Genomic DNA, 25,566 nt, shown 5'->3' with positions numbered 1-25,566 from the left:
CGGCCCTTCGCAGGTTCCCTCATGATGCGCATCCGGTCTCCGCGGGCGTTCGCCGTCTACGTCCACGACCTGCTGATGACGGGCGTGGCCTTCGTCGTCGCCCTCTACCTGCGCGTCGGCGGCCTCGCCTTCACCGATTACGCCGAGGCGCTGACGCTCGGCGCGCCGCTGATGGTGGCGGTGGCGGCGGTGGTGTTCCGCCTGTTCGGGCTCTACCGCGGCATGTGGCGCTACGCGTCGATGCCGGACCTGGCGCAGCTGGTGCGCGCGGTGTCGGTGGCGGTGCTGATCTTCGTCCTGGCGATGTTCATGCTGACCCGGCTGCAGGACCTGCCGCGCTCGGTGCCGCTGATCCTGTGGTTCGTGCAGCTCGTGCTCCTGGGGGGGCCGCGCTTCGCCTACCGTCTGCTCAAGGACAACCGCCTCGGCCTGGAGGACGATCCCGGCGGAGTGCCGCGCATCCCGGTGCTGCTGCTGGGCGTCGGCGACGCGGCGGAGCTGTTCATCCGCTCCCAGGGGCACGGCGGGCGCACCCCCTACCGGGTGGTCGGCCTGATCGACGACAAGAACCGCCGCGTCGGCCATTCCGTGCGCGGCGTGCCGGTGCTGGGCGGGCCGGAGGAGCTGGAGGACATCGTCGCCAGCCTCGACCGCCGGGCCGTGCGGCCGCAGCGCCTGATCCTCACCAAGGAGCAGGTGGAGATCCGCGGCGCTCCCGTGCGCGACCTGCTGGACCGCGCCGCCGCCCTCGGCCTGACCCTGTCGCGCCTGCCCAGCCTGACCGAGTTCAAGTCGGCCCTCGACGAGGGCAAGGTGGAGCTGCGCCCGATCGCCCTGGAGGACCTGCTGGGACGCCCGCAGGCGGTGCTCGACCGCGGCGCCATCGCCGGGCTGATCGCCGGCCGGCGGGTGATCGTCACCGGCGCCGGCGGCACCATCGGCAGCGAGCTGGTGCGCCAGATCGCCGCCCTGGAGCCGGACGAGCTGGTGCTGGTCGACGCCGGCGAGTTCAACCTCTACGCCATCGACCTGGAGATCCGCGAGCGCCACCCGGCGCTGCGGCTGCACGCGGTGCTGGCCGACGTGCGCGACCGCGAGCGCGTCGCCCGGCTGTTCCAGGAGCACCGGCCGGCCCTCGCCTTCCACGCCGCCGCCCTGAAGCACGTGCCGCTGGTCGAGGCCAACCCGGCCGAGGGGGCGCTGACCAACGTGGTCGGCACCCGCAACGTCGCCGACGCCGCACGGGCGGCGGGCTGCCTCGCCATGGTCCTCGTCTCCACCGACAAGGCGATCCGTCCGACCTCGGCGATGGGGGCCACCAAGCGCTTCGCCGAGACCTACTGCCAGGCGCTGGACGTGCTGCCGCCGCGCAACGCCGCCGAGACGCCGACCCGCTTCATGACCGTGCGCTTCGGCAACGTGCTGGGCTCGTCCGGCTCGGTGGTGCCGCTGTTCCAGCGCCAGCTCGCCCGCGGCGGCCCGCTGACGGTGACCCATCCCGACATGCGGCGCTACTTCATGACGGTGCGCGAGGCGGTGGAGCTGGTCCTCCAGGCCTCCGCCCACGGCGCGGCCAGCCGCGAAGCGCGCGGCAAGGTGCTGGTGCTGGACATGGGCGAGCCGGTGAAGATCGTCGACCTGGCGCGCCAGATGATCCGGCTGGCCGGGCTGCGCCCGGACCAGGACGTCGAGATCCGCTTCACCGGCCTGCGGCCGGGCGAGAAGCTGTTCGAGGAGATCCTGTCCGCCGCCGAGGCGCCGACCCGCACCGAGGCGGACGGCGTCTTCCTGGCGGCGCCGCGGCTCATCGACTACGCGCTGGTCAACCGTGCGCTCGGCGAGCTGGAGGCCGCCGCGCGTTCGGGCGACACGGCGCGGGTGCGCACCATCCTCGCCAACATCGTCCCCGACTACGCCGCCGCCGCCGATGCGCGCAGCGACGCCCAGGCATGAAGGGGCGGCGAATTTTTTCCGTCCTTGAGGCTTGCGCCCGCCGAATCCCTGTGGCATATACCCGCCCACCCCACGACGGGGCTGCCGTAGCTCAGTGGTAGAGCACTCCCTTGGTAAGGGAGAGGTCGTGAGTTCAATCCTCACCGGCAGCACCATCCTAAGCCTTGGAAATACAGGGCTTTTCTCCCCCGCCTCCCTGCCCGTCCAAAAGACCGTTCGGCAGAACGCAGCGTGAACCGGCACGTGCAGGCGTGGAAAACCCGTGGACTTTGTTCACCGGCCGTTCGCATCGCGACTCGTTGACCGGATCGCACAACCACCAATTCCCACAGGCTTCCACCCGCCGGCACGATCACCTGTCCGGCACCCTCCACCTTCCCCACGGCTCCCCGCGTGCGCCGTCGACGGAGCGACGGGGCGCGTCGCTCCCGATCACCGAACCCGGGCCGCCGTCGCGATGGGTTCGAGCGAAATCGGATCGACTCCTTCGAACGGGTCGATCCGGGTCAGAGTCACCCAGAGGATGAAGGCCACGCCGACGGAGAACAGCAGGTTCGCCACGGTCGAACCGCGTGGCCGGCCGAGATGCACGAGCACCAGCGCCATCTGCGCGAAGATGGCGAGGACGAACGCGGCCGCCCATTTCTGCATGCTGGTCCGCGACGTCGCCGCGGCGACCAGGTCGCGGTGAGCGTCACCGACGGTGAGGATCGCGTCGACGGCCGTGCGTCGCACCAGGTCGTCCGCGCCGGCGGCGTCGCCGAACAGGACCTGCTCCTGCAGGCGTTTCTGCAACGCCTCGGACGCCCGACGGCCATCCGCTTCGCGCCAGTCGGCCGCGGTCTGGGCCGCCCCGTACTCCGCGACGACGGCTCCCAGCGCCCGGCCGTCGTCGCCGAGGCCGTCGGCGATGACGCGCAGCAGGCGGATGGCATCGGCCTGCCGCGTCACCGCCGCCGCCGCCGTGTCGCGCTGGCTCCAGATGTCGGTCGCCACGAAGACGACGAACAGATTGAACAGGAGGGACAGCGAGGCCGCGTAGGGTGCGACGATCTCGGCGCAGCGCCCGAGCAGAGGGGCGAGCGGCGAACCTTCGGCCGTCCACACCAGCGCCAGGCCGATCATGACGATCGTCAGCAGGAACAGGGGGCCGAAGACGAAGGGATGATCGGCCATCAGTGCCAGCATGCGAACCTCCCGCGGCAGAACGAGCCGGCATAGTGCCATGGTCCGCAGGGATCGCAGACATCCGCCCGAGCTCCCGCGCCCCGCGCCCCGGCCCGTCCGCAAGCGCCGGCGCCGACGACGTCGGCGAACCGCCCCGCCCGAAAGCAACAAACGGCATCGCGTCGCGAAGAAAATTTCCTCAACCCGCGCCATATCCTGTCACGCGATGCGAATGACCGAAGCGCCTTGAATAATGTTGATGCGAATACAGAAAAGTTCTTCCGATATCACAGAGGGTGCGAAGTTTTTTCTGGACTTTCATTCGTGGGCATGCACCATTCTATGCATTCAACTCCAATCAGGTGGTGCGATCGATGTTCCGGCGGCGGAAGGTCAATCAGGCTCTGGCCCGCAAGATGGCGGCTCTCGACGCGGTGCGCGCGCGGGTCATGATCGCCGACGCCGAGCTGAACATCGTTCACGTCAATCCGTCGGCCGCCGCCCTGCTCCGCGAGGCCGAGGGCGATCTGCGCAAGGAGCTGCCCCGGTTCAGCGTCGATTCGCTGGTCGGCAGCAACATCGACATCTTCCACAAGACCCCGCAGCACCAGCGCGCCATGCTGACCTCCCTGACCAAGCCCCACCGGGCGACGATCAAGGTCGCGGGCCACCATTTCGACCTGCTGGTCACGCCGCTGACGGAGCACGGGCGGCGGGTCGGCTTCGTCGTCGAATGGGCCGACGCCAAGGAGCGGCTCGCCAACCTCGACTACGCCGCGCAGATGGCCGCCATCAGCCGGTCCCAGGCGGTCGTCGAGTTCACCACCGACGGCATCATCACCCGCGCCAACGAAAATTTCCTCCGCGTGATGGGCTATCGGCTGGAGGAGGTGCTGGGCAAGCACCACAGCATGTTCGTCGAGGCGGACTACCGCAGCAGCCGCGAATACGGTCAGTTCTGGGACAAGCTGCGCAGCGGCGAATTCCAGGCGGCGCAGTACAAGCGCGTGAACAAGGCCGGGCAGCCCGTGTGGATCGAAGGCGCCTACAACCCGATCTTCGACGAGCAGGGCAAGGTGGCGAAGATCGTCAAGTTCGCCATCGACGTCACCGACCAGGTCACCCTGCTGTCCAACCTGAAGCGGCTGATCGACACGAATTTCGGCGAGGTCGACCGGGCCCTCCACCGCTCCGCCGCCGAGGCCGCCTCGGCCAACGACGCCGCCGACTCCACCGCGAGCAACGTGCAGATGGTCGCGGCGAGCGCCGAGGAGCTGGTGGCGTCGATCGGCGAGATCTCGCAGAGCATGGCGCGCGCCCGCGGCGCCACCGACAGCGCCTTCGACCGGACCATGGCCGTCGGGGAAAGCACGGGGCGGCTGACCGCCGCCGCCCAGGCGATGAACGGCATCATCGGCCTGATCAACAGCATCGCCGGCCAGATCAACCTTCTGGCGCTGAACGCCACCATCGAGGCGGCACGCGCCGGCGAGGCCGGCAAGGGCTTCGCCGTCGTCGCCAGCGAAGTGAAGAACCTCGCCAACCAGGCCGCCAAGGCCACCGAACAGATCTCGGCGGAGATCGACGGCATCCAGGGCACCGCGACGGAGGTGGCCGGCGCCCTGGCCGCCATACGCGAGGCGGTTTCCGTCGTGCGGGAGCACGTCACCGGAACGGCGTCCGCCGTCGAGGAGCAGAGCGCCGTGACACAGACCATGTCGACCAACATGCAGAGCGCCTCGGCGGCCGTGTCGATGGTGACGACCAACGTCGCCGCCATTTCCGCGGCGGTGGAGCAGGTGGCCGGCGCCGTCGGCAAGACCAAGGAGGCGGCGCAGGTTCTGGTGCGGTGAGGCCGCCGGCGCCGCATCCGCGCCGGCGAAGAAGGGCCCGGTTTCCGACGCCCCTGAGCGATCCAGGGCACGGACTGTCGGATGCTGTGGCAAAACGACACAATTCGCGCCTTGCCAGTGCGCCCCGCCGAGGCACAGCATGCCGCCACTCCGACGTGAAACACGTCCTCAAGGGTGGCACATGCGCATTCGGTTCGGCGGAGTCGCTCTCCTGGTCCTGTTTTCCGGGTTCGTGCTCTATGTCGTGGTGACCGGCGCGGGCTACGGCGTCAACTGAACCAGCGGCGACCGGAGACGGACGGGCGCGCCGGCCGCCACCGGCAAAGGCCATCGGCGAAGGCCATCGGCAAAGAATGATTGCGGACCGCCGGCTTTGCCGACAATGTCTCGGCCGTGGCGGCCGCGCCGGCCGGGCCGCCCGCTTCCCGAACCGTCGCGGCCATTCCCGCCGGTGGCGACGGGCGCGCTCTCAACGGTGACCGCCATCATGCTCCAGGACCTTCCCATCGCCGTCATCGGCCTCGGCTATGTCGGGCTGCCCGTCGCCGTCGCCTTCGGCCGCAAGGGCCACCGGGTGATCGGCTTCGACATCGATGCCGGGCGGGTCGGCGAACTGCGCCGGGGGGTCGACCGGACCGGGGAGGTGGAGCCCGCCGCCCTGGCCGAGGCGCGGATCGCCCTGACCGACGACCCGGCCGCGCTGGCCGAGGCGATGGTGCACATCGTCACCGTGCCGACGCCGATCCACGAGACCAAGCGCCCCGACTTCCGGCCGCTGCACGCGGCGTCGCGCACGGTCGGCCGGCAGCTGCGGCGGGGCGCCATCGTCGTCTACGAATCGACGGTCTATCCCGGCGCGACGGAGGCGGAGTGCGTGCCGATCCTGGAGGCGGAATCCGGCCTGGTCTGCGGACCGGACTTCGCGGTCGGCTACTCCCCCGAACGCATCAACCCCGGCGACCGGCTGCACCGCTTCGAGACCATCACCAAGGTCGTCGCGGCGTCCAGCCCACAGGCGCTGGACACCGTCGCCGCCCTCTACGGCAGCGTCGTCGAGGCCGGCATCCACCGCGCCCCGTCGATCGCCGTCGCCGAGGCCGCCAAGGCCATCGAGAACACGCAGCGCGATCTCAACATCGCCCTGATGAACGAGCTGGCGACGATCTTCCACCGCCTCGGCATCGACACCGGCGACGTGCTGGCGGCGGCCGGCACCAAATGGAACTTCCTGAAGTTCGTCCCCGGGCTGGTCGGCGGCCACTGCATCGGCGTCGATCCCTACTATCTGACGCACCGCGCCGAACAGGTCGGCTACCACCCCGAGGTCATCCTCGCCGGCCGGCGGATCAACGACGGCATGGGCGCCTACATCGCCCGCGAGGCCGTCAAACGGCTGCTGCGCCGGCGGCCGGCGGCCGGCGCCATGCGGGCGACCGTCCTCGGCCTCACCTTCAAGGAGGACGTGCCCGACCTGCGCAACACCCGGGTCGTCGACATCGTCCGCGAGCTGGAGAGCTTCGGCGTCGCCGTGGCCGTCCACGATCCCCTGGCCGACCCGGCGGAGGCCCGCCACGAGTACGGGCTCGACCTGCTGCCGCTCGCCGCCCTGCCGCCCGCCGACGCGGTCATCCTGGCGGTTCCCCACGCCGCCTACGTCGCCGCGGGCTGGGACGCGGTGACGAGGCGGCTGGCCGGCGGCACCGGCCTGGTGGTCGACGTGAAGTCCCGCCTCGACCGGGCCGCCGTGCCCGAGGGGGTCGATCTCTGGCGGCTCTGAAGCCGCCGCTACTCCTCGCGGAAGGCGCGGTAGGTCGCGTCGTACCAGGGACCCAGGAAATAGTCGATGGCGCGGCGCCCGCCGGTGACGATCGCCACCTCGGCCGGCATGCCGGGCGCCAGATGGACGTCGGGAAGCTGCCGCAGCTCCTCGGCGGAGAGCCGCACGCGCGCCGCGAAATAGCTGACGCCGGTGGCCTCGTCCGTCATGGCGTCGGCGGACACGTGGACGACCTCGCCGCCGATGGCGGGAACCCGGCGCTGCCGGTAGGCCGTCAGCCGGACGTGGGACTCCAGCCCGACGTGCACGGCGTCGATGTCGACCGGATTGATCCTCGCCTCGACCACCAGGTCGTCGTCGCGCGGCACGATGTCCATGATCGGTTCCCCGGCCCGGATGACGCCGCCGGGCGTGAAGAACTTGAGGCCGACGACCCGTCCGTCCTGCGGCGCCACCACCTCGCGGCGCGCCAGCACGTCCTTGTAGAGCAGCATCTGCTCGGCCAGGGTGCTGGCCTCGGTCTGCGCCTCCTGCAGCTCGCGCGTGGCGTCGCTGCGCCGGGCGAACTTCAGCTCGGCGATCTGCTTCTCGGTCTGGGCGATCTCCTGCTGGGCCTTGGCGACGTTGGCGACGAGCTCGCCCTCGCGTGCCTTGTTGTTGGCGAGGTCGCGCATCAGCGCCAGCAGGCGCGGCTTGCGCTCGTAGCCCTTCTCGACCATCTCGCGGACGACCGTCAGCTCCTCGTCGATCAGCTTGAGCGCCTCGCGCGTCGCCGAAAGCTGGAACCGCAGCGCGGCGATCACCTCGGTGGTCTGCGCGATCATCCGCTCCTGGACGAAGATCTGCCCCCGCAGCAGTTCGCCGCGCGATTCGAACAGCCGCGTCTGGGTGGTGATGGCCTCGGCCGCCTCCGGGCGGCCGCGCGCGGCGAGCAGCGCCGGCGGAAAGGCGGGTTCCGCCTCGTCGAGGGACTCCGCCCTGGCGCGCGCCGCGCGCGCCAGGGCCGCCCAGTACTGCGCCTCCACCTGGGACAGTTGGCCCGAGGGCTGCGTGGCGTCGAGCCGCAGCAGAACCTGCCCCGCCCTCACCTCGTCGCCCTCGCGCACCAGCAGCTCGCGCAGGATGCCGCCCTCCAGGTGCTGGACGGTCTTGCGGTGGCTCTCCACCATGACGACGCCGTTCGCCACCGCCGCGCTGTCCAGGGTGGCGGTGAAGGCCCAGCCGAAGAAGGAGCCGAAGCCCAGCACGACGACCACGGCGGCGGCGCGGACCGTTCCCGCCAGGGAGGGGACGCCCGCCTCCTCCTCCTCGGTCACCTCGGCCGGTCCGGCCTGGCTCAGCAGGGTGGTCATCGGCGCTCCCTAGGGGCTCGGCAGACGGGCGGCCGCCGTGGTGACGGTGATCGGCCGGGGCGGCGCCTCGCCTCCCGGCCCGGCCAGGCGGCCGAAGCGGGCGATCTCGTCGCGCGGCCCGAACCGCTCGACGACGCCGTCGCGCAGCGCCAGCAGCTTGTCGGCGGTGGCCAGGACCGCCGGGCGGTGGGCGATGACGACCACCGTCGCACCGTCGTCCTTGGCGGCGCGGATGGCGGCGATCAGCGCCGCCTCCCCCGCCTGGTCGAGGTTCGAGTTCGGTTCGTCGAGGACGATCAGGCGGGGCCGGCCGAACAGCGCGCGGGCGAGGGCGACGCGCTGCCGCTGGCCGCCCGACAGCACGAAGCTGTCGTCGTCGAGGGGCGATTCGTAGCCGAACGGCAGGCGGCCGATCAGCTCGTGGACGTCGGCCCGGCGCGCCGCCTCGACCACGTCGCGCGGATCGGCCTCGGCCATCCGGGCGATGTTGTCGCGGATCGTCCCCTCGAGCAGGCCGATGCTCTGCGGCAGGTAGCCGACATGCCGCCCGAAGTTCTCGCGGCTCCAGGTGTAGACGTTGTGGCCGTCCAGGAACACCCCGCCCGAGGTCGGCTCCCACACGCCGACGAGCAGGCGCGCCAGCGTCGACTTGCCCGAGCCCGACGGGCCGACGATGCCCAGCACCTCGCCCGGCTCGAGCTGGAAGGAGACGCCCTTGAGGACCGCCCGGTCGTGCCCCGGCGGCACGAAGACCAGCCGCTCGACCCGCAGCTGGGGATTGGGCATCGGCAGCGCCATCCCCTGGCGCCGGCCGTCGGTGCGCGACAGCAGCGTCTTCAGGCGCCCGTAGGCGGCGTGGGCGAACACCCACTGGCGGTAGGTCTCGATGAGCTGCTCGAAGGGCTGCAGCGCGTAGGCCATGATGAACATCGCCCCGAACATGCTGCCCGGCGACGCCGCGTGATCGAGGACGAGGATCACCGACAGGAAGATCAGCGCCACCCGCAGGCCGAGGCGGGCGCCCCGGGACAGCGACGCGACGAGCTTGCCGCGGTCGGTGCCGCGGATCATCGGCGCCATCAGGCGGTTCTGCGACCGCACCCAGCGGCGCGTCACCGCCGCCGTCATGCCCATCGCCTCCAGCACCTCGCCGTGGCGTATGGCGGCGCCGATCGAGCCGTAGGAGCGCGCGGCCGCGGCGCTCGCCTCCATGATCGGGCGGCGGGTGACCAGCTCGTTGACGACGCTGAGCCCGAACATCAGGGCGGCGCCGGCCACCGCCAGCACCCCGTACGACGGATGCAGCAGGAACAGCGCCAGCATGAACAGCGGCACGAACAGCAGCTCGAGCGGCGCGACGACGGCGCTGCCGGTGATGAAGGTGCGCAGGTCGCTGATGTCGCGGATGGCCTGGCTGGCGTTCGCACCGTCCCCCTTCATGGTGTCGATCACCGCCGCCTCGAACGCCGCACCGTTGAGGCGCGCCGACACCAGATGGCCGGCCATCAGGAAGACCCGGCCGCGCAGGAAGTCGAGCGCGGCGTACATGGCCACGGCGACCAGAACGATCGCCGTCAGCATGGTGAGCGTCTCGACGCTGCGGCTGTTCAGCACGCGGTCGAACACCTGCATCATGTAGAGCGGCACCGCCAGCTGCAGCAGGGTGAGAAAGACCGTGATGGCGGCGGCGACGCCCATGGCCCGGCCGAACTCGCGCCGCGTCGCCTTGAGCAGTTCGGGCCCCCGCAGTTCCATCGACCGGCTGTCCTCTCGTGCAACGCGGCAAGCGTCCGGCCTTCGCGGCAAAGCCCGGGCAACGGATACGTTTGTAGGCCCCGCACTCGACAAAAATCAACGGATCCGCGCCGGCCGGCGACCGCCGTTCCGGTTGAAAAGCGCCGAGCGTTCTGGGAAAGTCCCGGTCCGTCACCTTCCCGCCCCGCGACGGGGCCCACGCCGCGAGTGCCACGCCCATGTCCCTTCACGCCTATCTCGAACGCTCCGTGGAGGTCCTGCGGCACACCATGGAGCGGCTCGACGCCGCCCGGGTCGAGGCGGCGGTCGATGCGATCGCCGGCGCGCTGGCGGCCAACCGCGCGCTCCTGGTGTGCGGCAACGGCGGCTCGGCCGCCGACGCCCAGCACATCACCGGCGAGCTGGTCGGCCGCTTCCTCAAGGAGCGGCGCGGCCTCAAGGCGATCTGCCTGTCGTCCAACCCGGCCGTGCTCACCGCCTGGTCCAACGACTATTCCTACGAGACGGTGTTCTCCCGGCAGGTCGAGGCGTATGGCGAGCCCGGCGGCGTGATCCTCGGCATCTCGACCAGCGGCAATTCCGGCAACGTGCTGGCCGCGTTCACGGCGGCGCGCCAGGCCGGCATGACCACCATCGCGCTGACCGGCGAGGGCGGCGGCAAGATGGCGGCGGCGAGCGACATCCTGCTCGACGTGCCGTCGCGCTCGACCCCGCTGATCCAGCAGGTGCACATCTGCCTCTACCACTACATCTGCGAACGGGTCGAGGCGGCGCTGGCGGCCTGAGGGTCATTCCAGCGGCCGGCAGTCCCGGACGATCAGCATGTCGACGGGATGGCCGGGATGCACGTCCTGCGGCGACGAGCCGCGGATCAGGTGGCATTCGCCGTCGGCGTAGAAGATCCCGGCGACGGTGAAGCGGATGCGCTTGGCGTTGGAGGCGAAGGCGATGACGAAGGTGTCGCCGACTCGCACCTCCTCCGGCACGCGGATGCCGTGGCCGTACTGACGGCAGCTGTCCCACATCAGCCAGTCGCGGCAGAGCTGGAGCACCGGCTCGCCGGCCACCCGCACCGCCGCCGGACGGGCCGGCGCGTCCTGCGCCGCGGCCCCGCCCGGCAGGGCGGCGGCAAGCGCCAGGCCGGCGACGGCGGCGAGAACCGGACCCGTGTGTCTCATCGAAGGGCCTCCACGCTGCATCTCCGGATCGCCGCGCGCCTCTAGGGGCCTACGTAATGGCTCATGACCCGCGCCTGGTCGGCGACCCAGACCGTGCAGCGGGCGTCGGGGTCCTGGAAGAAGTAGACCTTGCCCGGCCGCCGGCGGTTCTGCGGATCGATCAGGTTGGCGCCGCCGGAGAAGGCCACGCCGTACGAGCGCTGCGGCGTGCGCGCCCAGTAGAAGCCGTTGGCCTCCTGCACGAAGGCACCGCGCCGGCAGAGGCGCGACAGGGCCGGGTCGGCGTCGGCGACCTCGGACAGCGCCATCGGCAGGCGGTAGACCACCTGGGCGCGGACGAAGCGGGTGCGCGGCGGCAGAGCCGGCGGCGGCTCCCGCGGCGGTTGCGCCGGCGGCGCCAGATGGTGGCGGTCGGGCCGCACCGGCTCCACGCCGTCGGCGGCGGCGACGCCGGGGAGCAGGGCCGGCAGCAGTGCGGCGACGCGCAAGAGGGGCGGCATGGTCCTGGGTCCCTCCTGAGCGGACCGGCGGGTTGTCGAAGACGAGGGCAATGTACGGCAATCGGCGCAAGGCGTCGCCCACCATCAGACAGACGGCGACGAAAGCCTGCAATGACTCCGGGAAATGGCATGGCCGGCGCGGCGCGGCCCGGTGGCCCGGACCCCGCCGCCGGCTCACGATCCCAGGCTCGACAGCATGCGGGCGACGGCGCGCTCCGCCACCTCGTCGACGCTCTCCCGGACGAAGATGCCGCCACCGCTTTCCGACAGGCTGGACGCCCAGACGACCGAGCCGTCCGAGGTCCGCACCAGCCGCGCGTTGACACCGACCACCGCGTCCTCGCGCGGCCCGTTCCGGTCGCCGTATTCGGAAACGCCGCCGACCAGGACGGCATCGACGCCGAGGAGGTGGCCGACCTCCTGGGCGTACGTGGTCTCGGTCAGCCGCTTCAGGTCGGTCCGCCCGGCGACCAGTTGATGGCGCACCTCGCTGCCCTCGCGGACGGCGTAGCGGCCGAGACGATCGAGCTCGGCCGACACCATCCCGCTGACGATGATGCCGGCGTCCGGGTGCGGCGTGAGGTTCTCGAAGGGCAGCACGGCGACGCTCGCTCCGGCGGGCAGCATCGCCTCCGGGGTCAGGACGTCGCGGCCGCCGTCCATGCCGATGCCGCACGCCGTCAGCAGCACGCCGGCCATGACCGCCGCCACCGCCGCCATCGTCCCCATCGCCCGCCGGCGTCCGCCGCCCTGCCCGTCTTGCCACGCCATCGTCCCCGTCCCCTGTGCCCGTCCAAGCCGTCCTTCGCTCGCGCCCGACGCGCCGCGGGGCCGCACCGCCAGGGAAACCACCGTGCGATGCGTGCCACGCGCCGGCGCCGCGGCGATCGCCAGCCTAGCCGGCATGGACGCGCTTGCGCAGGAAATCCGTCGGCGCACCGTCGGCGAAAAGCCGGACGCGCGGACATCCGGCCGGTCGCCGGCGGGGGGTGGGACGGTCCGCCGCCTCGGCCGGCGGCGGCCGGCCCAGCGGGACGCCGATCAGCGGGCGGGCTGCTCGGCGACCGAGCGGTCGGCTGCGTCGACCCACCAGGCGTCGAACGCCAGCGCGTACGGCGGCAGCACATCGGGACGGTGCAGGCGGCGCCAGTAGGCGACCCGGTAGACGCCGCTGTGCCAGTGCGGCACCACGTAGTGGCTCCACAGGAGCACGCGGTCGAGCGCCGCCACCGCGGATTCCAGCCCCTTGCGGGTGGTGGCCTGGACGATGGCGTCGATCAGGCGGTCGACGGCGGGGCTGCGGACGCCGGCGAGATTCTCGCTGCCCGGCGAGTCGGCGGCCGCGGCCCCCCAGAAGCCCCGCTGCTCGTTGCCGGGCGACAGCGACTGCGGCCAGACATGGACGACCATGTCGAAGTCGAAGTCGCGGACGCGGTTCTGATACTGCGCGGCGTCCACCGTACGCACCGTGGCGCGGATGCCGAGGCGGCGCAGGTTGGCGACGAACGGCAGGGTGATCCGCTCGAAGGTCGGCGAGTCGAGAAGGATCTCGAACTCCAGGGCCCGACCGGTGCCGGCGTTCACCCGCACGCCGTCGCGGATCTCCCATCCCGCGTCCTCCAGCAGGCGCTGGGCCGTCAGCAGGTTGCGGCGCAGGCCGTTGGGACCGTCGGTCGAGGGCGGCTCGTAGGGGCGCAGGAAGACCTCGTCCGGCACCTGGCCGCGCAGCGGCTCCAGCAACGCCAGCTGGGGCGTGTCGGGCACGCCGCGCGATTGCAGGTCGGAGTTGTCGAAATAGCTGTCGGTGCGGGTGTAGGCGCCGTAGAGCAGCGTCGCGTTGGTCCATTCGAAGTCGAAGGCGTGGGCGATGGCGTAGCGCACCCGCGGGTCCTGGAAGATCGGACGCCGGGTGTTGAAGACGTATCCCTGCATGCCCGCGGGATTCCGGTGCGGGATCTCCTCCTTGACGATCCGCCCGTCGGCGATCTCCGCGACATCGTAGCCGGTGGCCCAGGTCTTGGCGGCGTTCTCGGCGCGGAAGTCGACGAGGCCCGAGCGGAAGGCCTGCAGCGCCACGGCGGTGTCGCGGTAGTACTCGTAGGCGATCGAGCCGAAGTTGTGGCGGCCCGCGTTCACCGGCAGGTCGCGCCCCCAGTAGTCGGTCACCCGCTCGTAGACGATGGAGCGGCCGGGATCGACGCGGGCGATGCGGTACGGGCCGCTGCCGAGCGGCGGTTCCAGGGTCGACTTGGCGAAGTCCCGCCCCTGCCAGTAGTGCCGGGGCAGCACCGGCAGCTGGCCGAGGATCAGCGGCAGCTCACGGTTGTCGCCGGGATTGAACAGGAAGCGCACGGCGCGCTCGCCCTCCACCTCGACGGCCCGGACGCCGGCGTAATAGCCCTTGTAGAAGGGGTGGTTGGTGGTCAGGACGTCGAAGCTGAAGGCGACGTCGGCGGCGGTGACCGGCCGCCCGTCGTGCCAGCGGGCCTGCGGGCGCAGGACGAAGCGCACCCAGGAGAGGTCGTCGGCGACCTCCACCGTCTCGGCGAGCAGCCCGTATTGGGTGAAGGTCTCGTCGTCGGAGCTCGCCATCAGCGTGTCGTACATGGAGCCGAGGCCGGCCGCCGGGACGCCCTTCAGGGTGTAGGGGTTGAGCGTGTCGAAGCTGCCGACGGCCGACAGCGCGACCGCGCCGCCCTTGGGGGCGTCCGGGTTCACGTAGCCGAAATGGCGGAATTCCGGCCCGTACTTGGGCTCGCCGTAGAGCGCCAGGGCGTGCCGCGGCTCGCTGGCGTGGGCACCGGTCGCGGCGGCGAGGGCAAGGATCAGCGCGGCGATCGTCCGCAGCATGGTGGGGTCCTCCGTCTTCCGGGCCTCGGCTCGGCCGATGGGTCAACAGCTGGGTTCCGCCGGGGTCGCGGTCCAGGAACCTTCGCCGCGCGGGGTGGGTTATCCGGCGATCGACGCCCCTTCGGGCAGCCCCTTTGGGAGGAGACCGCGATGCCGACCCCCGCCAGCCCGTCCGCCGCCGGCCCGGCGTCCTACCATCCCGTCGACACCCAGCACGCGCTGGCGCTGTTGCGCCGCTGGCTGAAGGCCGCCGCGCCGCCCGAAGGCGTCGACTGGCTCGACGGCGTCCGCGACGCCGTGAACGGGGGGGCGCCGGACGGCGATTTCTACGCCGCCTTCGCCGCCGCCCCGCAGCGGGTCGGCCGCGCCGCGCTGCGCCTGTCGGCCGACGAGCGGCAGGAGGCGGAGCGCGCCCGCGCCGGCTGGCGCCCCGACCGCTGGACGGCCGACGTGGCGGCACGCGCCATGCTGCTGCTCGGCTACGACGACAGCGATCCCGACGCGTACGGCCGGATGCTGACGACCCTGCTGAAGACCGGCGGGGTGTCGGAGGCGGTGGCCGTCTACCGCACCCTGCCGCTGCTCCCCTACCCCGGGGCGCACCTGCCGTGGGCGCTGGAGGCAGTGCGCAGCGACGAGCCGGCGCTGTTCGACGCGCTGGCCGTGCACAACCCCTACCCGGCCGACCATTTCGACGAGGGCGCGTGGAACCGCACCGTGATGCGGGCGGTGTTCCTCGACGTGCCGCTGGCGGCGGTGGAAGGGCTGGACCGGCGGGCCAACACCGTGCTGGCGCACGAACTCCACGAGCATGTCCGCCAGCGCCGGGCCGCCGGCCGGCCGGTGCCGCCCGGCCTGTGGCAGGCCCTGGGCGGCCGCGCCGCCGGCGCCCTGGTCGACGATCTCGCCGCCCTCCTCGAGAACGACGAGCCGGCGGCGCGCATGGCGGCGGCCCTGGCCCTGTCGCGCAGCCCGGACGCCCGCGCCCGCGCCGCGCTGGACGCCCACGCCGATCTGCGCGACGGCGTGGCCGCCGGACGCATCACCTGGGAGCGGGTGAACGAGGCCCCGTTGCGCCGGGCGGGGTGAACGGGCGGCGCCGAACGCGCCGCCTCCGTCACGGGCGGCGCCGAACGTGCCGCCTCCGTCGCCGGTCTACCGGTCGCCCCACAGCCGTTCCAGCAGCCCGGCCGCCGGCAGGAGCGCCAGGACGAACAGGCCCGGCAGCATGCCGGAGAAGCCGGCCGTCACGGCGGCCGCCAGCGCCGGCGCGGCGATGCCGCCGGTGGCCAGCGCGGTGTGGACCGGCACCGGGCGGGGATCGGAGGCGGCCCAGGCCACGTCGGGCAGCACCTGCCACGCCAGGACCAGGGCGAAGGGAAGCGCCGACAGGCCGGAATAGCGGGTGTCCCATCCCAGGGTCAGCGGCAGCAGGACCGCCAGCAGGACCAGCGCCAGGGCGAGGTAGGCCGGGCGGCGGTCGCCGTGCCACGCACCGCCGCGGGCGAGGACGGCGAAGGCGGCGCCGTAGCAGAAGGGGGCCAGCGCCGCCGCCGAGATCGCCGCCGCGGCCGGCGGCGCGCCGGCGGTGCCCAGCAGATAGAGGCCGGCCACCGCCGTCCCGGCCAGGGGCGGCCCGAGCCACGCCCGCCGGACCAGCCCCGCCAGAGCCGCCGCCGCCGCCGCCGCGGTGGTGGCGGCCAGCCAGCCGGCGGGGAGCGAAACCTGCAACGCGGCCAGCGTCGCCCCGGCCATCAGCAGGCCGGCGACCGCCGAGGCCGCGGTGCGCGGCGCGCCCGACCCGAGGTCGGCGAAGGCGCCACCCAGCAGCGCCGCCGCCAGCCCGAGCGCCGCCGCGGCCGCCAGCAGCCAGGCCAGGGCCCCCGCCTCGGCGGGCGGGGCCGCGGCATGGCCGGCCAGGACGACCGCCACCGCGCCGACCACGGCGGCCGGACGCGCCAGGGCGACCAGCGCCCGCACGGGGTGGGCACGGCGGGCCGCCGGGACGGCGGGTCGGGTGGTGGCGAGGGGCGAGGTGGTGGACGACGGCATCGGGCCGTGCTCCGGTTGGGAAGAGAGGTAACGATATGGTGAACCCCGGGAGACCCGCCCTGTTCCCATCCCCACCCTTCGGGAAGGGAGTGCCCCGAAGGAGGAGACGGACGGGGCCTCCCCGCGCATTCCGCTGGCGTCCGCCCGCGCCTGCGGGCACCCTCGCCGGATCGAGCCGCCATCAAGGGAGGGACGCCCCGTGACCGCCGCCTACACCGTCCATGGCCATTTCGCATCGCAGCCGGCGACGCGCATCGTGTTGTTCCTGTCCATGGCCGGCGAGCCCTTCGCCTACCGCCATATCGACCTCTCCCAGAGGCGGCAGAAGGAGCCGGACTACCTCGCCATCACCCGCTTCGGCCGGGTGCCGGCGCTCGAGCACGGCGACGTCCGGCTCTCGGAGTCGGGGCCGATCCTCGCCTATCTCGCGGCGCGCACCGGCAAGTTCGGCGGCCGCGACGAACGCGAATCGCTGCGCCTCGCGGAGTGGCTGTCGTGGATGGCCGACGTCCTGCTGCCGCTCCAGCGCGCGCGGTCCATCCGCCGCTTCAATCAGGACGCCAACGCCCTGCCCTTCATGGACGCGGCGGCCGCCGCCGGCCTCGCGCAGTTCGACCAGCACCTCGCCGGAAAGGACTTCGTCGAGGGCGGCCGGGTCACCATCGCCGACATCTTCGCCTTCCCCTGGATCGACCTGGCCGAGGAATCGGCCGCCGACCTGTCCGGCCTTCCCAACGTCCGCGCCTGGCACGCCCGCATGCTGGAGCAGCCCGGCTGCAAGCACCAGTACGAGCTGATGCCCCGCCAGGACGTGGGCTGAAGACGGCAAGGGGGGCGGCCGCATGCCCGCGGCCGCCCCCGTTTCCTCCGCGTCCCCGGCGGTCAGTCGGCCTCGTCGGCGACCGTCCGCGTGCCGGGAACCTCGTCCGGCTCCAGGGAGATTTCCGTTTCCGGCTGGTGCGCGGCCCGGCGGGCGGCGGCACGGGCCGCGTAGGTGCCGATGGCGACGACGCCGGCCGCCCCCAGCAGCGGTGCCACGGTGTGCAGGAACGGCGCGCTGTGCTCGACCCAGTCGTGCAGCATCGGGTCGGTCACCACGACCTCGCCGGCGATGTAGCCGAGCAGGGCGGCGCCGGCCGTCACGAGGATCGGGAAGCGGTTGATCGCCTTCAGCACCAGCGTGCTGCCGAACACGATCATCGGGATCGAGATGGCGAGGCCGATGATGAGCAGCAGCAGGTCGCCCTTGGCCGCCGCGGCGATGGCGATGACGTTGTCGAGGCTCATCACCGCGTCGGCGATGACGATGGTCTTGACCGCCGCCGCCAGCGAGCCGCCGGCCGCGACGTTGTGGCCGCCCTCGTCCTCCGGCACCATCAGCTTGAAGGCGATCCACAGCAGCAGCAGGCCGCCGACCACCTTGAGGAACGGGATCTCCAGCAGATAGACGATGAAGATCGTGAAGATCACGCGCAGCACCACCGCCGGCGCGGTGCCGAGGATGATGCCGAGCTTCTGCTGCTGCGGCGGCAGCGAGCGGCAGGCCAGCGCAATGACGACCGCGTTGTCGCCGCTCAGGAGGATGTTGATCCAGATGATCTGGACCAGCGCCATCGCAAAATCACCGTACTCCATCACCGTCCGTGTCTCCTCCCCTTGGGGTTTCGCGAGGAAGGCAGCCGGCAGCGTCGCGCGCCCTCCCGCGAAGGCGACGCCACGATGGGCGCCCGCGACCGGGGCGCCGTCCTAGAGGACCTGTCCTGCCCGGCGGCCTTCCGAACCGCCTTCCGTCCGGCCGTTGCGGCCGGGTCCGAGTGACGTCATTTGACCAGCGTGAGCGGCAGCCCGGCCGCGTTGAGCAGCTTCAGCGGGGTCCGCCGGTAGAAGAAGTCGGCCAGGCCGCCGTTGCCGCCGACCGCCATGACGATGTGGCTGCAGCGCTGGTCGGCGGCATAGTCGGCGATGACCGCCGGGCCGCGCCCCACGGTCATCGCGCTGCGATAGTTGATGTTCGAAGAGTCCAGCAGATCGACCGCGCTGCTCAGCGTGTTTCGTGCCCGCTCACTGTGAAAGTCACAAACGTCGTCGTACTCGACAAAATCACTGATGCTTTGTGGAAGTGGAGGTCGAACGTTCAGCAGATGAATCTCGCCGCCCGTCTGCCATGCCAGACGGATGGCCGCGCGCACCGCGTGGTCGGACGGTCCGGAACCTTCGATCGGCACCAAGATTCGCATCGCGTTCCCTCCCGAAAACCCGCCGGAGGTCAGCCCGTCGGATCGTCCGTATGACCGATCACCGATGATGAAGAAAGCCTAGCACGCGGATTGCTGGAACGCAATATATTACACGCCACGTGCCGCATGTGGCATGCCAGATTTTGTAGTCCAGATATCGCATCCGGCGCACCGGACGCCGCCGCCGCGTTGCCGGCGCGACCGGCGCGGCCTATAATGCCGGGGGCGGCGCGGTGCCGACCGGAGCGGAGGAACGGAGACGATGGAACGCAGCAGAGGAGAGACGGCGGTGCGGCTGGCCGGGCTGAAGGCCGCGGGCGGCCGGTCGGTGCGTCCGCCGGTGCAGCCGCTGAGCCGTCCGCCCTCCCTCACCGAGGCGGCGACGGCGCAGCTGCGCGAGCTGATCGTCGCCGGCGCGCTGCCGGCCGGCTATCCGCTGACCGAGCAGACCCTCGCCGGCATCCTGCGGGTCAGCAAGACGCCGGTGCGCGAGGCGCTGGCGCAGCTCCGCACCGAAGGGCTGGTGACCATCCTCCCCCACCGCGGCACCTTCGTCTTCACCCCCGACGCCGCCGAGGTGGCGCCCATCTGCACCCACTGGTCGACCCTGGCCTCGACGGCGCTGCGGCTCGCCGTCGCCTGCGACCGCACGGCCCTGGCCGGCGACCTGCGGCGCCTGGCCGGCGACATCGCGCGGGCGTGCGAGCGCGAGGACGTGGCCGCCGTGGTGCAGGGCGAGGGAGCCCTGCAGGCCGCGCTGTTCGCCCGCTGCGGCAACCCCTTCCTGGCCGACGCCCACCGGCTGATCGCCGCCAAGGTCATGGCCATGCGGGTCAGCGTCGGCCGCCTCGAGCGTCCCTTCGCCTCGGTCCGCCAGGACGCCGAAGCCCTGGCCGCGGCGGTCGAGGCCGGGCAGGCGGACCGTGCCGTCGAGCTGCTGACGAGCCACATCGAGCGCATCGCCCTCTTCCTCATCGACGCGCTCGCCACGGCGGCGGACGGGTCGGAGGCCGGTACGCCGTCCTTCGTCGCCGCGCTGATGACCTGCTTCGGCGAGGACGGGATGATCACCTTCCTGCAGGAGGCGTCGGTCTATCTGATGTGACGGGCTGATGTGACGGGCTGATGTGACGGGCTGATGTGACGGGCGGTCACCCCGCCACGCCGAGCCAGCCCGTCAGCGGCGGCAGCACCAGGGTGCGGCCGTCGGCGGCGATCTCCGCCGCCGGGGCGCCCGGCGGCCGCGGCAGGTCGACGGCGGAGCAGCGCGGGCGGTGCTTGAGCGACAGCTCGGCCGGCACGGCGGCGGTGTTGAACGCCGCCAGCATCCGTTCGCCCTCGGCCAGCCGCTCGAAGGCCAGCACCGGCCCCGCCGCCTCGACCGCCGCGACCGCCCCGCCGCGCAGCGCGGGATGGCCGCGGCGCAGGGACAGCGCGGCGCGCCAGACCGCCAGCGGGCTGCCCTCGCGCGCCTCCTGGCGGTCGATGGCGAGCGGCCGGTGGGCGGCCGGGACCGGGAGCCACGGGGCGTCGCCGGTGGTGAAGCCGCAATGGTCGGCCTCGGCGCGCCACGGCAAGGGCGTACGGCTGCCGTCGCGGCCCTGGAACTCCGGCCAGTAGGTCTTGCCGAACGGATCGCGCAGCTCGCCGCGCGCCAGCATCGCCTGGGGCAGGGCCAGTTCCTCCCCCTGGTAGAGGCAGACCGTGCCGGGCAGCGAGCAGAACAGGGCGGCGAGCAGGGCGTTGAAGCGCTCGGGATCGGCCCCCGGCGGCAGCCAGCGGCTGACGGCGCGCTCGACGTCGTGGTTGGACAGGCTCCAGCAGATGGCGCCGGCGTCCGCCGCGGCGGTGAGCGCCTCGGCGAAGTTGGCGGCGGAGAAGGGCTGCTTGGCCACCCCCAGGGTGTAGGCGGCGTGCAGGCCGCCGGGCGCGGTGTAGGCGGCGATGCGCGCCGGGCCGCCGGGCTGGCTCGACAGCTCGCCCAGCAGCACCCGCCCTTCGTAGCGGTCGCACAGCCGCCGCAGCCGCTCCAGCACGCCGCGGATCGACGGGTGCAGCATGTCGTGGACGTGGCGCTGCAGGGCGAAGGGCTTGACCGGCGGCTCGCCCTGCCAGCCGACCGCCGGGTTGGAGCGCAGCTCCGGGTCGTGCGCGAAGAAGTCGACGGCGTCGATGCGGAAGCCGTCGACGCCGCGCTCCAGCCAGAACGCCGCGGTGTCGAGCACCGCCTGCAGGCAGTCCTCGTCGTGCAGGTTGAGGGACGGCTGGCCCGCCAGGAAATGGTGCAGGTAGTACTGGCGCCGCCGCGGCTCCCAGCTCCAGGCGGCGCCGCCGAACACCGACAGCCAGTTGTTGGGCGGCGTGCCGTCCGGGCTGGGATCGGCCCAGACGTACCAGTCGGCGTGGGGCCCGCTGCGCGAGCGGCGCGACGCCTGGAACCACGGGTGCTCGTCGGAGGTGTGACCGCACACCAGGTCGACCACCACCTTGAGGCCGCGGTCGTGGGCCGCCGCCAGCACCCGGTCGAACAGGGCGAGGTTGCCCATGCGGCGGTCGACGTCGCGGTGGTCGGCGATGTCGTAGCCGAAGTCGGCCAGCGGCGACGGGTAGAACGGGCAGATCCACACGCCGTCGACACCCAGCGCGGCGACGTGGTCGAGCCCGGCGAGCACGCCGTCCAGGTCGCCCCAACCGTCGCCGTCGCCGTCGCGAAAACTCAAGGGATAGATCTGGTAGAGGGCCGCTCCGCGCAGCCACGACGCCCCAGCGCCCATGCCGTTCTCCGCACCCGTCGCCGGACCCGATCCGGCGGATCGGCGCGACGGTGACGGCGAGCGGCTAAGGAAAGGTTAGCGATCGGGCGCGCGCCGGCGGCGGCGGCTATTTTCGCTCCAGCCGTGGCACGGCCGACATCATTCCCAGCCAGGGCGCCCAGGCCTGCCGCGCCAAGCCGGTCCAGAGCTGCAGCGGCATCAGCGCCAGCGCGGCCGGCAGCGCCAGCGCTCCCAGCGCGGCGTCGAAGGACGGCGTCGCCTTCACGGTGACGGCGATCGCCTCCGCCCCCTCCTCGGGCAGGTCACGGCGCACGACCGTCATCTCCAGGCCGGGCCAGGCGGCGGTCAGCTTGGTCTCGTCCATGGCTGGAATCTCCCCTGGTGGACGGGCACGACCTTTCGCATCCGGCCACCGGGCGGTGGCGCCGGCACGATAAGGCGGGGGTGCGGCAAAAGGAACTGCCCGTTCGGGGGTGGCAACCGAAGCGGGTCCGCAGCGGTTCTCCTCCCGACCCTTCCTTTCGGACCGCCGCCCATGGACGCCCGCCCGCCCGCCGAGTACGCCGTCGATCCGCAGCAGGCCGCCGCCTGCGCCGGCCTCGTGTACGTCAGCGACGAGGAGCCGGGCATCCGCCGCCGCCGGGCCGGCAAGGGATTCTTCTATCTCTGGCCGGACGGCCGCAAGGTGGCGGAGGGGGACACGCTGGCCCGCATCCGCAAGCTGGCCATCCCGCCGGCCTACCGGTCGGTGTGGATCTGCCCCGACCCGGACGGCCACCTCCAGGCGACGGGACGGGACTCGCGCGGGCGCAAGCAGTACCGCTACCATCCCCGCTGGATCGAGGTGCGCGAGGGCACCAAGTACGGCCGGATGCTCGACTTCTGCCGGGTGCTGCCGACCATCCGCGCGCGCGTCGACGCCGACCTGGCGCAGCGCGGCCTGCCGCGCGACAAGGTGCTGGCGACGGTGGTGCGCCTCCTCGAGACGACGCTGATCCGCGTCGGCAACGAGACCTACGCCCGCGAGAACCAGAGCTACGGCCTCACCACCCTGCATGACGAGCACGTGGACATCGCCGGGGCGGAACTCCGCTTCACCTTCAAGGGCAAGTCCGGCAAGGAATGGAACGTCCGCCTACGCGACCGCCGCCTCGCCCGGGTGGTGCGGGCCAGCCGCGACGTGCCGGGCGAGGAGCTGTTCCAGTACGTCGACCACGACGGCCGCCGGCACGCCATCGCCTCCGGTGACGTCAACGAGTACCTCCGGCGCATCACCGGCGAGGACTTCACCGCCAAGGACTTCCGCACCTGGGCGGGGACCGTGCTGGCGGCCATGGCGCTGACCGAGTTCGAGAGCTTCGACAGCAAGGCCAAGGCCAAGCGCAACGTCACCCGCGCCATCGAGCGGGTGGCGGCGCGGCTCGGCAACACGACGTCGGTGTGCCGCAGGAGCTACGTCCACCCCGAGGTGGTGGACGCCTATCTCGGCGGCGAGCTGCTGGAGGCGATGAAGGTGGCGGTGGAGCGCGACCTGCGCGAGGAGCTGCCGGGCCTGGAGGCCGAGGAGGCGGCGGTGCTGGCCTTCCTGCGCGAGCGGCTGCAGCGGGAAAGCGCCGCCCGGGCCCGCGAATCGGGGCGCCGCAACAAGGGTTAGGCGCGCCTGTTCTCCCTCGTCAGAGACACCGCGACGAGGGAGACGCCCCATGGCGAAAGCGACGACCGACCATCAGGAGATCCGCCGCTGGGTGGAGGCCCACGGCGGCAAGCCGGCGGTGGTGAAGGGCACCGGGGACGACGGCCCCGGGCTCGGCGTCCTGCGCATCACCTTCCCGGACGCGCCGAAGAACGAATCCGCGAGCATGGACATCATCTCGTGGGACGACTTCTTCGAGCAGTTCGAATCGTCGAAGCTGGCGCTGCTGTACGAGGACGACAGCCTGTTCACCAAGATCGTCGGCCGCGACACGGTGGAGCGCCGCGAGCACGGCGACCACGCCGCCAGCCGCCACTGACCGCCCCCGCCTTCGCCGGACGCCGCCGCACGCCGCTGCGTGCGGCGAAGGCGCCCCCCGGGCCCCACCCGGCGCCGTACCCCGAAATACGGGGTTGTGCCTCTTCGGTAGAGCCGGCAACCGGAAGCCCCTTTGCGGTGTTGACTCCGGTGACATCATCTTCGCGAGGTGCGACATGCTGACGGTCATCGCCGCCGCGTCCCTGTTCGTGGCCCAGGGGACGATCTCCTGTCCCTCCTACGACGACGTCGCCAACCTGATCGTGCACGACTTCGGCGAGCTCCCGTCGACCGGCCCGACGAGCCGGGACGGCCTGACCCTGCAGCTTTTCCAGGCCCCCGACCGCTCGACCTGGACCGCCATCCAGATCGACGACGGCCACGCCTGCATCATCGCCACCGAACAGGACTTCTTCGGCCTGCGCCAGCCCGGCATGCCGACCTGACCCGCCCGGCGGGAGGACGGCCGCGGGACGCGGCGGCGCGTCCGGCGGCGCCGGCGCGACGCCGGCTCAATACCAGAAGCCGTGGGCGCGGTAGCGCGGCCGGCGCACCACCATCGGGAACGGCACCGCCACCGGCATCGCCTCAAGCTCGGGCAGCATCGCGGCCGGCGCCCGCAGTTCGAGCAGCCGGCGGATGCGTTCGCCGGTCTCGGGGTGGGTGCGCAGCAGCGACGGGTCGGCGTTGCGCCGGCCCGGCAGCATCATCCCCTCCCAGAAGCGGCCCTGCACCCGCTCGATGCGCTCCAGCGCCGCCGCCAGCCCGACGGGATCGCCGGTGAGGCGTGCGGCGTCGAGGTCGGCGTCGAACTCCCGCGTGCGCGACAGGGCGAGCTGCAGCAGCGCCCCGGCCAGCGGCGCCAGGGTCAGCACCAGGGCGAGCCCCCAGGGGACCGGTTCCCGCTCCATCATCACCAGCGGCAGGTTGAGCAGCAGCAGCAGCATGCCGAACAGGGACATGAAACGGGTCAGGCTCGCCACCAGGTCGGCGAGCCCCATCACCACCAGGTCGTTGTTGCGGACGTGGCTGATCTCGTGGGCCAGGACGCCCGCCAGCTCGCGCAGCGACAGGGCGCGCAGCAGCCCGTCGGTGACGGCGATGGCGGCGCCGGAGCGGCCGCCCACGGTGAAGGCGTTGAGCGCGGCGCTGGGCAGATAGTAGAGGTCGGGCGGGCGGGGCAGCTCGGCGCGGCGGGCGATGGCGTCGACCACCGCGAACAGCCGCGGCGCCTCGGCGGGGGCGAGCCGCCGCGCCCCGAACATGGCGAGCACCAGGCGCGGCGACACCCGCGGCCCGACGGCCAGCCCGACGGCGCCGGCGACGAAGGCCCAGAACACGCCCTCGGGTCCGGCCACCAGCCAGCCGCACAGCCCCAGCAGCAGCACCATGCCGCCGAGCAGCAGGGCCGATTGGATCAGGTTGGCACGCTTGCGACGGGCGTGCACCGCGAGCGACCAGGTCGGGTTCATGGCCCGTATTTAGGAAGGCGTCGCGGGCCCGTCATCCCCGGGCCATCCCCGGGGCGGCGCTCCGGTCATTCCGCCGGCTTGTCCGCCCCCTCCTCGGCCAGCAGCGGCTCGACCGCCGCCAGCTTGTCGCGGCACTCGGCGTCGCGGCCGTCGTGGGCGGCGGTCCGCGCCTCCAGCAGCAGCGCCTCGGCCTGGAGCCGGCGGGCTTCCACCTCCGCCTCGGTGTCGGCCGGGCGGGCGGGCGGTGCCGTGGCGCCCTCGGCGTCGGGGTGGACCACGCTCTCGGGCTTCTCCAAATGGTCCATCACCGCGACGCCCATGGATTCGTTGGTGGCCGGCGCGCTCGGCCGGGTCGCCTCGCCCTCGGCTGGGGCCGTGAGGTCGATGCCGGCGTCGGCGGCCAGCCGCTCGACGGCCTCGCCGCAGGACTGGGCAAGCCCGGCCGCCGGCGTGGCCAGCAGCAGGGCGCAAGCGAACAGGGTCGGCCGCATCATCGGGTGATGTCCTCTATGGCAACGGTTCAGTAGGGAAACAGGCGAGAGGCCCGTCTGTGCCCGCGGCCCGGCTCCCCCGTTGATCGCCGATCCGGAATGCTGGCACAGTCCCTCCGCTCGGAAGCCGCGAAAGCACCGCAT

The 25,566-nt window shown here is 72.4% G+C and carries 24 protein-coding genes and 1 tRNA gene; 11 read left to right on the top strand and 14 right to left on the bottom strand.

Annotated elements, in window-relative coordinates; all coding sequences use genetic code 11:
- Positions 1-24 precede the first annotated feature (24 nt).
- Positions 25-1,953, top strand: a complete 1,929-nt coding sequence (locus ACSBPG_RS27275) for a polysaccharide biosynthesis protein (RefSeq protein WP_435540395.1) — start codon at positions 25-27, stop codon at positions 1,951-1,953.
- Between the two features lie 80 nt (positions 1,954-2,033).
- Positions 2,034-2,108, top strand: a tRNA-Thr gene (locus tag ACSBPG_RS27270).
- 277 nt (positions 2,109-2,385) lie between these two features.
- Here the strand turns inward: ACSBPG_RS27270 and ACSBPG_RS27265 are convergent.
- On the bottom strand, positions 2,386-3,141 hold the full coding sequence (locus ACSBPG_RS27265; protein ID WP_435540394.1) for a hypothetical protein: 756 nt from the start codon (positions 3,139-3,141) through the stop codon (positions 2,386-2,388).
- A gap of 353 nt (positions 3,142-3,494) precedes the next feature.
- Between ACSBPG_RS27265 and ACSBPG_RS27260 the strand changes: the two genes are divergently transcribed.
- Together ACSBPG_RS27260 and ACSBPG_RS27255 are read left to right on the top strand one after the other, a co-directional pair.
- Positions 3,495-4,973 (top strand): methyl-accepting chemotaxis protein, encoded by a 1,479-nt coding sequence (locus ACSBPG_RS27260; RefSeq protein WP_435540393.1) that lies wholly within the window; start codon positions 3,495-3,497, stop codon positions 4,971-4,973.
- A gap of 487 nt (positions 4,974-5,460) precedes the next feature.
- Entirely contained in the window at positions 5,461-6,750 is a 1,290-nt protein-coding gene (locus ACSBPG_RS27255; RefSeq protein WP_435540392.1) for a nucleotide sugar dehydrogenase, read from the top strand.
- 8 nt (positions 6,751-6,758) lie between these two features.
- Here ACSBPG_RS27255 and ACSBPG_RS27250 read toward each other — a convergent pair whose 3' ends face one another.
- Together ACSBPG_RS27250 and ACSBPG_RS27245 are read right to left on the bottom strand one after the other, a co-directional pair.
- Positions 6,759-8,102, bottom strand: a complete 1,344-nt coding sequence (locus ACSBPG_RS27250; protein ID WP_435540391.1) for an HlyD family type I secretion periplasmic adaptor subunit — start codon at positions 8,100-8,102, stop codon at positions 6,759-6,761.
- Positions 8,103-8,111: 9 nt separating this feature from the next.
- Positions 8,112-9,857, bottom strand: a complete 1,746-nt coding sequence (locus ACSBPG_RS27245; RefSeq protein ID WP_435540390.1) for a type I secretion system permease/ATPase — start codon at positions 9,855-9,857, stop codon at positions 8,112-8,114.
- Positions 9,858-10,075: 218 nt separating this feature from the next.
- Here ACSBPG_RS27245 and ACSBPG_RS27240 point away from each other — a divergent pair, with 218 nt between their 5' ends.
- Positions 10,076-10,642, top strand: coding sequence for a D-sedoheptulose-7-phosphate isomerase (locus ACSBPG_RS27240; RefSeq protein WP_435540389.1), 567 nt, complete (start codon positions 10,076-10,078; stop codon positions 10,640-10,642).
- Positions 10,643-10,645: 3 nt separating this feature from the next.
- Here the strand turns inward: ACSBPG_RS27240 and ACSBPG_RS27235 are convergent, their stop codons facing one another.
- From ACSBPG_RS27235 to ACSBPG_RS27220, 4 genes are all read right to left on the bottom strand, one after another.
- Positions 10,646-11,035 (bottom strand): hypothetical protein, encoded by a 390-nt coding sequence (locus tag ACSBPG_RS27235; protein WP_435540388.1) that lies wholly within the window; start codon positions 11,033-11,035, stop codon positions 10,646-10,648.
- Between the two features lie 41 nt (positions 11,036-11,076).
- Positions 11,077-11,535: a hypothetical protein gene (locus tag ACSBPG_RS27230; protein ID WP_435540387.1), complete on the bottom strand. Its 459-nt coding sequence runs from the start codon at positions 11,533-11,535 to the stop codon at positions 11,077-11,079.
- A gap of 174 nt (positions 11,536-11,709) precedes the next feature.
- On the bottom strand, positions 11,710-12,306 hold the full coding sequence (locus ACSBPG_RS27225) for a hypothetical protein (RefSeq protein WP_435540386.1): 597 nt from the start codon (positions 12,304-12,306) through the stop codon (positions 11,710-11,712).
- 270 nt (positions 12,307-12,576) lie between these two features.
- On the bottom strand, positions 12,577-14,385 hold the full coding sequence (locus ACSBPG_RS27220) for an extracellular solute-binding protein (RefSeq protein WP_435540385.1): 1,809 nt from the start codon (positions 14,383-14,385) through the stop codon (positions 12,577-12,579).
- Between the two features lie 150 nt (positions 14,386-14,535).
- Between ACSBPG_RS27220 and ACSBPG_RS27215 the strand changes: the two genes are divergently transcribed.
- Entirely contained in the window at positions 14,536-15,474 is a 939-nt protein-coding gene (locus tag ACSBPG_RS27215) for an EboA domain-containing protein (protein ID WP_435540384.1), read from the top strand.
- Between the two features lie 66 nt (positions 15,475-15,540).
- On the opposite strand, the gene ACSBPG_RS27210 is transcribed toward ACSBPG_RS27215, so the two are convergent.
- Entirely contained in the window at positions 15,541-16,437 is an 897-nt protein-coding gene (locus ACSBPG_RS27210; RefSeq protein WP_435540383.1) for a hypothetical protein, read from the bottom strand.
- A gap of 199 nt (positions 16,438-16,636) precedes the next feature.
- Here ACSBPG_RS27210 and ACSBPG_RS27205 point away from each other — a divergent pair, with 199 nt between their 5' ends.
- Positions 16,637-17,257: a glutathione S-transferase family protein gene (locus ACSBPG_RS27205; RefSeq protein ID WP_435540382.1), complete on the top strand. Its 621-nt coding sequence runs from the start codon at positions 16,637-16,639 to the stop codon at positions 17,255-17,257.
- Positions 17,258-17,319: 62 nt separating this feature from the next.
- Here ACSBPG_RS27205 and ACSBPG_RS27200 read toward each other — a convergent pair whose 3' ends face one another.
- Positions 17,320-18,072 carry a TerC family protein gene (locus tag ACSBPG_RS27200; RefSeq protein WP_435540381.1) on the bottom strand — a complete coding sequence of 251 codons (753 nt, stop codon included), beginning with the start codon at positions 18,070-18,072 and terminating at the stop codon, positions 17,320-17,322.
- Between the two features lie 185 nt (positions 18,073-18,257).
- On the bottom strand, positions 18,258-18,674 hold the full coding sequence (locus ACSBPG_RS27195; protein ID WP_435540380.1) for a universal stress protein: 417 nt from the start codon (positions 18,672-18,674) through the stop codon (positions 18,258-18,260).
- Between the two features lie 262 nt (positions 18,675-18,936).
- Here ACSBPG_RS27195 and ACSBPG_RS27190 point away from each other — a divergent pair, with 262 nt between their 5' ends.
- A complete protein-coding gene (locus ACSBPG_RS27190) occupies positions 18,937-19,779 on the top strand; it encodes a GntR family transcriptional regulator (RefSeq protein WP_435540379.1) in 843 nt (280 codons plus the stop codon).
- A 46-nt stretch (positions 19,780-19,825) separates the two neighbouring features.
- Here the strand turns inward: ACSBPG_RS27190 and ACSBPG_RS27185 are convergent, their stop codons facing one another.
- Positions 19,826-21,448: an alpha-amylase family glycosyl hydrolase gene (locus tag ACSBPG_RS27185; protein ID WP_435540378.1), complete on the bottom strand. Its 1,623-nt coding sequence runs from the start codon at positions 21,446-21,448 to the stop codon at positions 19,826-19,828.
- 106 nt (positions 21,449-21,554) lie between these two features.
- Positions 21,555-21,812, bottom strand: coding sequence for a hypothetical protein (locus ACSBPG_RS27180; RefSeq protein WP_435540377.1), 258 nt, complete (start codon positions 21,810-21,812; stop codon positions 21,555-21,557).
- A gap of 171 nt (positions 21,813-21,983) precedes the next feature.
- Here ACSBPG_RS27180 and ACSBPG_RS27175 point away from each other — a divergent pair, with 171 nt between their 5' ends.
- The 3 genes from ACSBPG_RS27175 to ACSBPG_RS27165 all read left to right on the top strand — a co-directional run bounded on the left by ACSBPG_RS27175 (position 21,984) and on the right by ACSBPG_RS27165 (position 23,905).
- Complete coding sequence (locus ACSBPG_RS27175) at positions 21,984-23,102, top strand: DNA topoisomerase IB (RefSeq protein WP_435540376.1); 1,119 nt, start codon at positions 21,984-21,986, stop codon at positions 23,100-23,102.
- 49 nt (positions 23,103-23,151) lie between these two features.
- Entirely contained in the window at positions 23,152-23,460 is a 309-nt protein-coding gene (locus ACSBPG_RS27170) for a hypothetical protein (RefSeq protein WP_435540375.1), read from the top strand.
- Positions 23,461-23,635: 175 nt separating this feature from the next.
- Complete coding sequence (locus ACSBPG_RS27165) at positions 23,636-23,905, top strand: hypothetical protein (protein WP_435540374.1); 270 nt, start codon at positions 23,636-23,638, stop codon at positions 23,903-23,905.
- A 66-nt stretch (positions 23,906-23,971) separates the two neighbouring features.
- Here the strand turns inward: ACSBPG_RS27165 and ACSBPG_RS27160 are convergent, their stop codons facing one another.
- A complete protein-coding gene (locus ACSBPG_RS27160) occupies positions 23,972-24,931 on the bottom strand; it encodes a zinc metalloprotease HtpX (protein WP_435540373.1) in 960 nt (319 codons plus the stop codon).
- A 65-nt stretch (positions 24,932-24,996) separates the two neighbouring features.
- Positions 24,997-25,425 (bottom strand): hypothetical protein, encoded by a 429-nt coding sequence (locus tag ACSBPG_RS27155; protein ID WP_435540372.1) that lies wholly within the window; start codon positions 25,423-25,425, stop codon positions 24,997-24,999.
- Positions 25,426-25,566: the final 141 nt, after the last annotated feature.

The organism is Azospirillum sp. ST 5-10, assembly GCF_051225715.1.
Lineage (GTDB): Bacteria > Pseudomonadota > Alphaproteobacteria > Azospirillales > Azospirillaceae > Azospirillum.
Note: the sequence above shows the minus strand (reverse complement) of the source record. Positions and strands in the feature narration are given on the sequence as shown.